This is a genomic window from Sphingosinicella sp. (assembly GCF_052387495.1).
Lineage (GTDB): Bacteria > Pseudomonadota > Alphaproteobacteria > Sphingomonadales > Sphingomonadaceae > Allosphingosinicella.
In genome coordinates, this window is record NZ_JBQTJC010000034.1 from 1 (window position 1) to 4,753 (window position 4,753).

Below are 4,753 nucleotides of genomic sequence, written 5' to 3' on the forward strand. Positions count from 1 at the left end.
CGACGAGCCCTCGATCGCCGCCTTGCTGATCGCGCTCAAGCTCAAGGGCGAGACCGGCGACGAGCTGATCGGCGCCGCCCGGGCGCTGCGCGCCGCCGACGCGCCCTTCGCCCGGCCCGATTACGTCTTCGCCGACACGTGCGGGACCGGCGGCGACGGTTCCGGCACGATCAATCTCTCGACCGCCGTCGCCTTCGTCGCCGCGGCGGCGGGGCTGCCGGTCGCCAAGCACGGCAACCGCTCGATCACCTCGCGTTGCGGCTCGGCCGACGTACTCGAGGAACTGGGCGTGAAGCTCGACGCGCCGGCCTCGGTCTCGCGCCGGGCGCTCGACGAGATCGGGATCTGCTTCCTGTTCGCTCCGGCCTATCATCCCGGCCTCAAACATGCCGGGCCGGTGCGCCGCGCGCTCAAGGTGCGGACGGTGATGAACGTGCTTGGTCCCTGCCTAAATCCCGCCGAACCGCCGGTCCAGCTGCTCGGCGTCGCCGAGGAGCGACTGCTCGAACCCGTGGCCGAGACGCTGCGTGCGCTCGGCGTCGAGCGGGCGATGGTGGTCCATGGCGGTGGCCTCGACGAGATGGCGCTGCATGCCGAGACTCAGGCGGTGCGGCTGGCCGGCGGCGAACTCGAACGATTGCGCTTCACGCCCGGCGACGCGGGCCTGGGCGTCGCGCCGCTCGAGGTGCTGCGAGGCGGCGGCCCGGTTGAGAATGGCGAGCGGTTGGGGGCGCTGCTGATGGGCTACGGCACCTCGGCCGAGACCCGCGCGGTGGCGCTCAACGCGGGCGCCCTGTTCCTTACCGCCGGCATGGTGGAGACGCTTCGCGAAGGCGCCGAGCTCGCGATCAGGACGATCGGCTCGGGCCTGGCGCACAAGAAGCTGGTCCAACTCGCCGAGATCACCAATGCGTGATCCCGGCGGCTTGCTCGGCGCGATCGTCGCGCGCAAGCGGCGGGACGTCGCCGACCGGCTCGGCCTGGTCTCGCTCGCCGAGTTGCGCGCGCGGGCCATTCCGACCCGTCTCAGCCTGGCCGATGCGCTGGCCCGGCCCGGCGCGCGCTTCATCATGGAGGTGAAGAAGGCGTCACCCACGGCGGGCGTGCTCGGCGCCGGCATCGACGTCGCGGCCCAGGCCGCGGCCTATGGCGGGGCGGCCTCGGCGGTGAGCGTGCTGACCGACGCGCCCTATTTCGGCGGGGCGCTGGAAGACCTCTCGGCGGCGCGGCGCGGCTTCGCCGGGCCGATCCTCGCCAAGGATTTCATCGTCGATCCGCGCCAGGTGGCGGAGGCGCGGCTGCACGGCGCGGACGCGGTGCTCGTCATGCTGTCGGTGCTCGACGACGGCGAGGCGCGCGCGGTGCTGGCTGAGGCGGCCCTGCTCGGCATGGACGCGCTGGTCGAGGCCCATGACGCGGCAGAGGTCCGCCGCGCGGTGGCGCTCGGCGCGCGCCTCGTCGGCATCAACAACCGCGACCTCGGCACGCTGAAAGTCGACTTGGGCATGACCGAACGGCTCGCGCCTCTGGTGCCGCGCGACCGGCTGGTCGTCGCCGAATCGGGCATCGTGACCCGCGACGACATCGCGCGGCTGGCGCCCCATGCTGATGCGTTCCTGGTCGGCACGTCGCTGATGCGCGCGGACGATCCCGGCGAGGCTGCGCGTGATTTGGCCTATGGCCGCGTGAAGATCTGCGGCCTCACCAATGCCGCCGACCTCGACATGGCCGTGGGGCAGGGCGCGAGCCATGTCGGTTTCGTCATGGTGCCCGGCACGCCGCGCGCGGTGACGGAGGCCGAGGCTGAGGCGATGCTCGGCGCCGCGCGGTCCCGGCCGAAGCGGGTCGGCATCTTCCGCGATGCCCCGCCCGCCGAAGTCGGCATGGCCGCGCGCCTGCTCGGCCTCGATGCGGTGCAATTGCACGGCGGCGAGCAGGCGAGCGCCTATCGTGCGGCGCTTCCGGGCGGGACGGAGATTTGGGCGGTCGAAAGGATGGATGTGGCGCCGGCACGCGCGTGCGCCCGCGCCGATCGCACCCTGTTCGATTCCGGCCCGGGCGGCACCGGCCGCGCGTTCGACTGGGCCCGGGTCGCCGGCCGGCCCGAGCTGCCGCGCGGCCTGCTCGCCGGCGGGCTCAATCCGGGCAACGCCCGCGACGCGGCCCGGCTCGGTGCCTGGGCGCTCGACGTCTGCTCCGGGCTGGAGGCGATCCCGCGCTGGAAGGATTCGCACCGGGTCGCCGCCTTCTTCGAAGCGCTGCGATTGCCGGTGCGCGGGGAGGCGGCGTCATGCTGATGGACGGCCGCTTCGGCGCTTATGGCGGCGCCTATGTCCCCGAAATCCTCGTGCCCGCGCTCGAGCAGCTCGAGGCGGCGTTCGTCGCGGCACAGGACGATCCGGCCTTCCAGGCCGAGCTCGCCCACCTGCTGCTCACTTATGCCGGGCGCCCGACGCCGCTGACTCTGTGCCGCAACCTCGGCGCGGGCAAGGCGCGCATCTATCTGAAGCGTGAGGATTTGCTCCACGGCGGCGCGCACAAGACCAATCAGGTGCTCGGCCAGGCCTTGCTCGCCCGGCGGATGGGCAAGACCCGGCTGATCGCGGAGACCGGCGCCGGCCAGCACGGCGTCGCCACCGCGATGGCGGGCGCCCTCTTCGGCTTCGAGACCCGCATCTACATGGGCGCCGAGGATGTCGCGCGGCAGCGGCTCAACGTCTTCCGCATGCGCCTGATGGGCGCAGAGGTGGTGGCGGTCGAGAGCGGCGGGCAAACGCTCAAGGACGCGATCAACGAAGCGTTGCGCGACTGGACGGCAAGCTTCGCCGACACCCATTATCTGCTCGGCACCGCCGCCGGCCCGCACCCCTTCCCGACCATGGTGCGCGAGTTCCAGCGCGTGATCGGCCGCGAGGCCCGCGCGCAAGTGCTGGAGACGGAGGGGCGGCTGCCCGACGCGGCGGTCGCCTGCGTCGGCGGCGGCTCCAACGCGATCGGCCTGTTCGCCGATTTCCTCGGCGATACCGAGGTCCGGCTGATCGGGGTCGAGGCGGCGGGGAAGGGGCTCGACGGCGCCGAGCATGGCGCGACCCTGCTGCGCGGCCGCCCCGGCATCCTCCACGGCGCCGAGACCCTGGTGCTGCAGGACGCGGACGGGCAGATCGCCGACACCTGGTCGGTCTCGGCGGGGCTCGATTATCCCGCGGTCGGGCCGGAGCACGCATTTCTGAAGGAAACGGGCCGGGCCGAATATGTCGGCGCGACCGACGCCGAGGCGCTCGCCGCCTTCGCCGCTCTGGCGCGGTCGGAGGGGATCGTCTGCGCCTTCGAATCCGCCCATGCGCTGGCCCATGCGCTCAAGCTCGCGGACGAAGCGGAGCTCATCGTCGTCAGTCTCTCGGGGCGGGGCGACAAGGATATGGCTGAGGCCGAGCGGCTGCTGGAGCTGGGCGCATGAGCCGCTACGCCGCGATGTTCGCCCGCGCCCGGGAGCGCGAAGAGGGGGTGTTCGGCGCCTTCCTGATGCTCGGCGATCCGAATCCGCCGGCGAGCGGCGGCCTGCTCGACGCCCTGGTCGAGAGCGGCGCCGACATGATCGAGGTCGGCATCCCCTTTTCCGATCCGGTCGCGGACGGGCCGGTGATCCAGGCCGCCGCGACCCGCGCGCTCGCCGCCGGCACGCGCTCCGCCGATTGTTTCGCTATCCTCCGCGACTTCCGCGCGCGCCATCCGCGCGTGCCCGTCGGCATTCTTACCTATGCCAATCTCGTCGTCGCGCGCGGCCGCGACGCCTTCTATGCCGCCGCTTCGGAGGCCGGGGTCGACAGCGTCCTCGTCGCCGACGTGCCGCTGATCGAGGCGGCGCCGTTCAACGCCGCCGCGCGTGCCCACCAGGTCGACCCCGTGCTGATCGCCGCGGCGAACACGCCGCCCGTCCGTCTCGCGCGGATCGCCGCCGAGGGTGGCGGCTACACCTATTGCGTCGCCCGCGCCGGGGTCACCGGCGCCGATCAGGAGGTTCGCTTCGACCATGGCTTTCTGCTCGGTACGCTGCGGGCCAACGGCGCGCCGCCACCGATTTTCGGCTTCGGCATCTCGCGCCCCGAACATATCCGCGCCGCGCTCGCCGCGGGGGCGGCCGGGGCGATCTGCGGCTCGACGTTCGTCGGCCTGATCGCCGCCGGCCGGCCGGTCGGACCGTTCGTCAGGGATATGAAGGCCGCGACGCTTGGCGGCGGACCGGGTTGAATTGGTGAGGCGCCGACGCGCGCTGCGAAGTCGCCGGCCTCGGACCATCGATGTCGGTTCGCTTGCTCAGCCCTTGGCGAGGACTCGCAGGCCGTGCTTCTGGACGACGCGCGACAGCCTGAGCGCCGTCCCGCCGGGCTTCTTCTTGCCCGCTTCCTGCTCGGCGACTGCTCTTGGCCGGAAGCCGAAGGTCGGCTTCTGGCGCTCTAGAGCCAAGAGCGGACTGCGATTGGGCGAGGCCGGACGCTCTGCTGCGAGTGGCTAACTGGCTATTGCCGGGGCAGCTGCTCGATAGCCTGCAGCAGCGCAGCTCTTGACAGTTCGCCTACGTGGGTTTCCTCAACGCGTCCGTCCGACCGCACGAAAAATGTCGTGGGGAGGCCAGAGCTGCCGGTCAGCCGCATTAGAGACGCGCCGCGATCCGAGAGGATGCTCCCTGGGGGCAGCCGCTCCTCCTCAAGGAAGCGTAGGATCAAGCGCTGATCCTCGCCCTGGTTGACCAGCA

At 72.0% G+C, this 4,753-nt stretch carries 6 protein-coding genes; 4 read left to right on the forward strand and 2 right to left on the reverse strand.

Going from position 1 to position 4,753, the window contains the following annotated elements:
* From trpD to trpA, 4 genes are all read left to right on the forward strand, one after another.
* The coding region (trpD, locus tag ACT4N8_RS02185) for an anthranilate phosphoribosyltransferase (protein ID WP_444856499.1) at nucleotides 1-916 on the forward strand (916 nt) is incomplete at its 5' end.
* Complete coding sequence (gene trpCF, locus ACT4N8_RS02190; RefSeq protein WP_444856500.1) at nucleotides 909-2,297, forward strand: bifunctional indole-3-glycerol-phosphate synthase TrpC/phosphoribosylanthranilate isomerase TrpF; 1,389 nt, start codon at nucleotides 909-911, stop codon at nucleotides 2,295-2,297. The genes trpD and trpCF, both read left to right, overlap by 8 nt.
* A complete protein-coding gene (gene trpB, locus ACT4N8_RS02195; protein ID WP_444856501.1) occupies nucleotides 2,291-3,457 on the forward strand; it encodes a tryptophan synthase subunit beta in 1,167 nt (388 codons plus the stop codon). The genes trpCF and trpB overlap by 7 nt, the downstream gene beginning before the upstream one ends.
* Entirely contained in the window at nucleotides 3,454-4,248 is a 795-nt protein-coding gene (trpA, locus tag ACT4N8_RS02200; RefSeq protein WP_444856502.1) for a tryptophan synthase subunit alpha, read from the forward strand. Before trpB ends, trpA begins: the two co-directional genes overlap by 4 nt.
* Before the next feature lie 66 nt (nucleotides 4,249-4,314).
* Here the strand turns inward: trpA and ACT4N8_RS02205 are convergent, their stop codons facing one another.
* Nucleotides 4,315-4,464 carry a hypothetical protein gene (locus tag ACT4N8_RS02205; protein WP_444856503.1) on the reverse strand — a complete coding sequence of 50 codons (150 nt, stop codon included), beginning with the start codon at nucleotides 4,462-4,464 and terminating at the stop codon, nucleotides 4,315-4,317.
* A 53-nt stretch (nucleotides 4,465-4,517) separates the two neighbouring features.
* Nucleotides 4,518-4,753 (reverse strand): TlpA family protein disulfide reductase (locus ACT4N8_RS02210; RefSeq protein WP_444856504.1); only part of this gene is annotated, 236 nt, incomplete at its 5' end.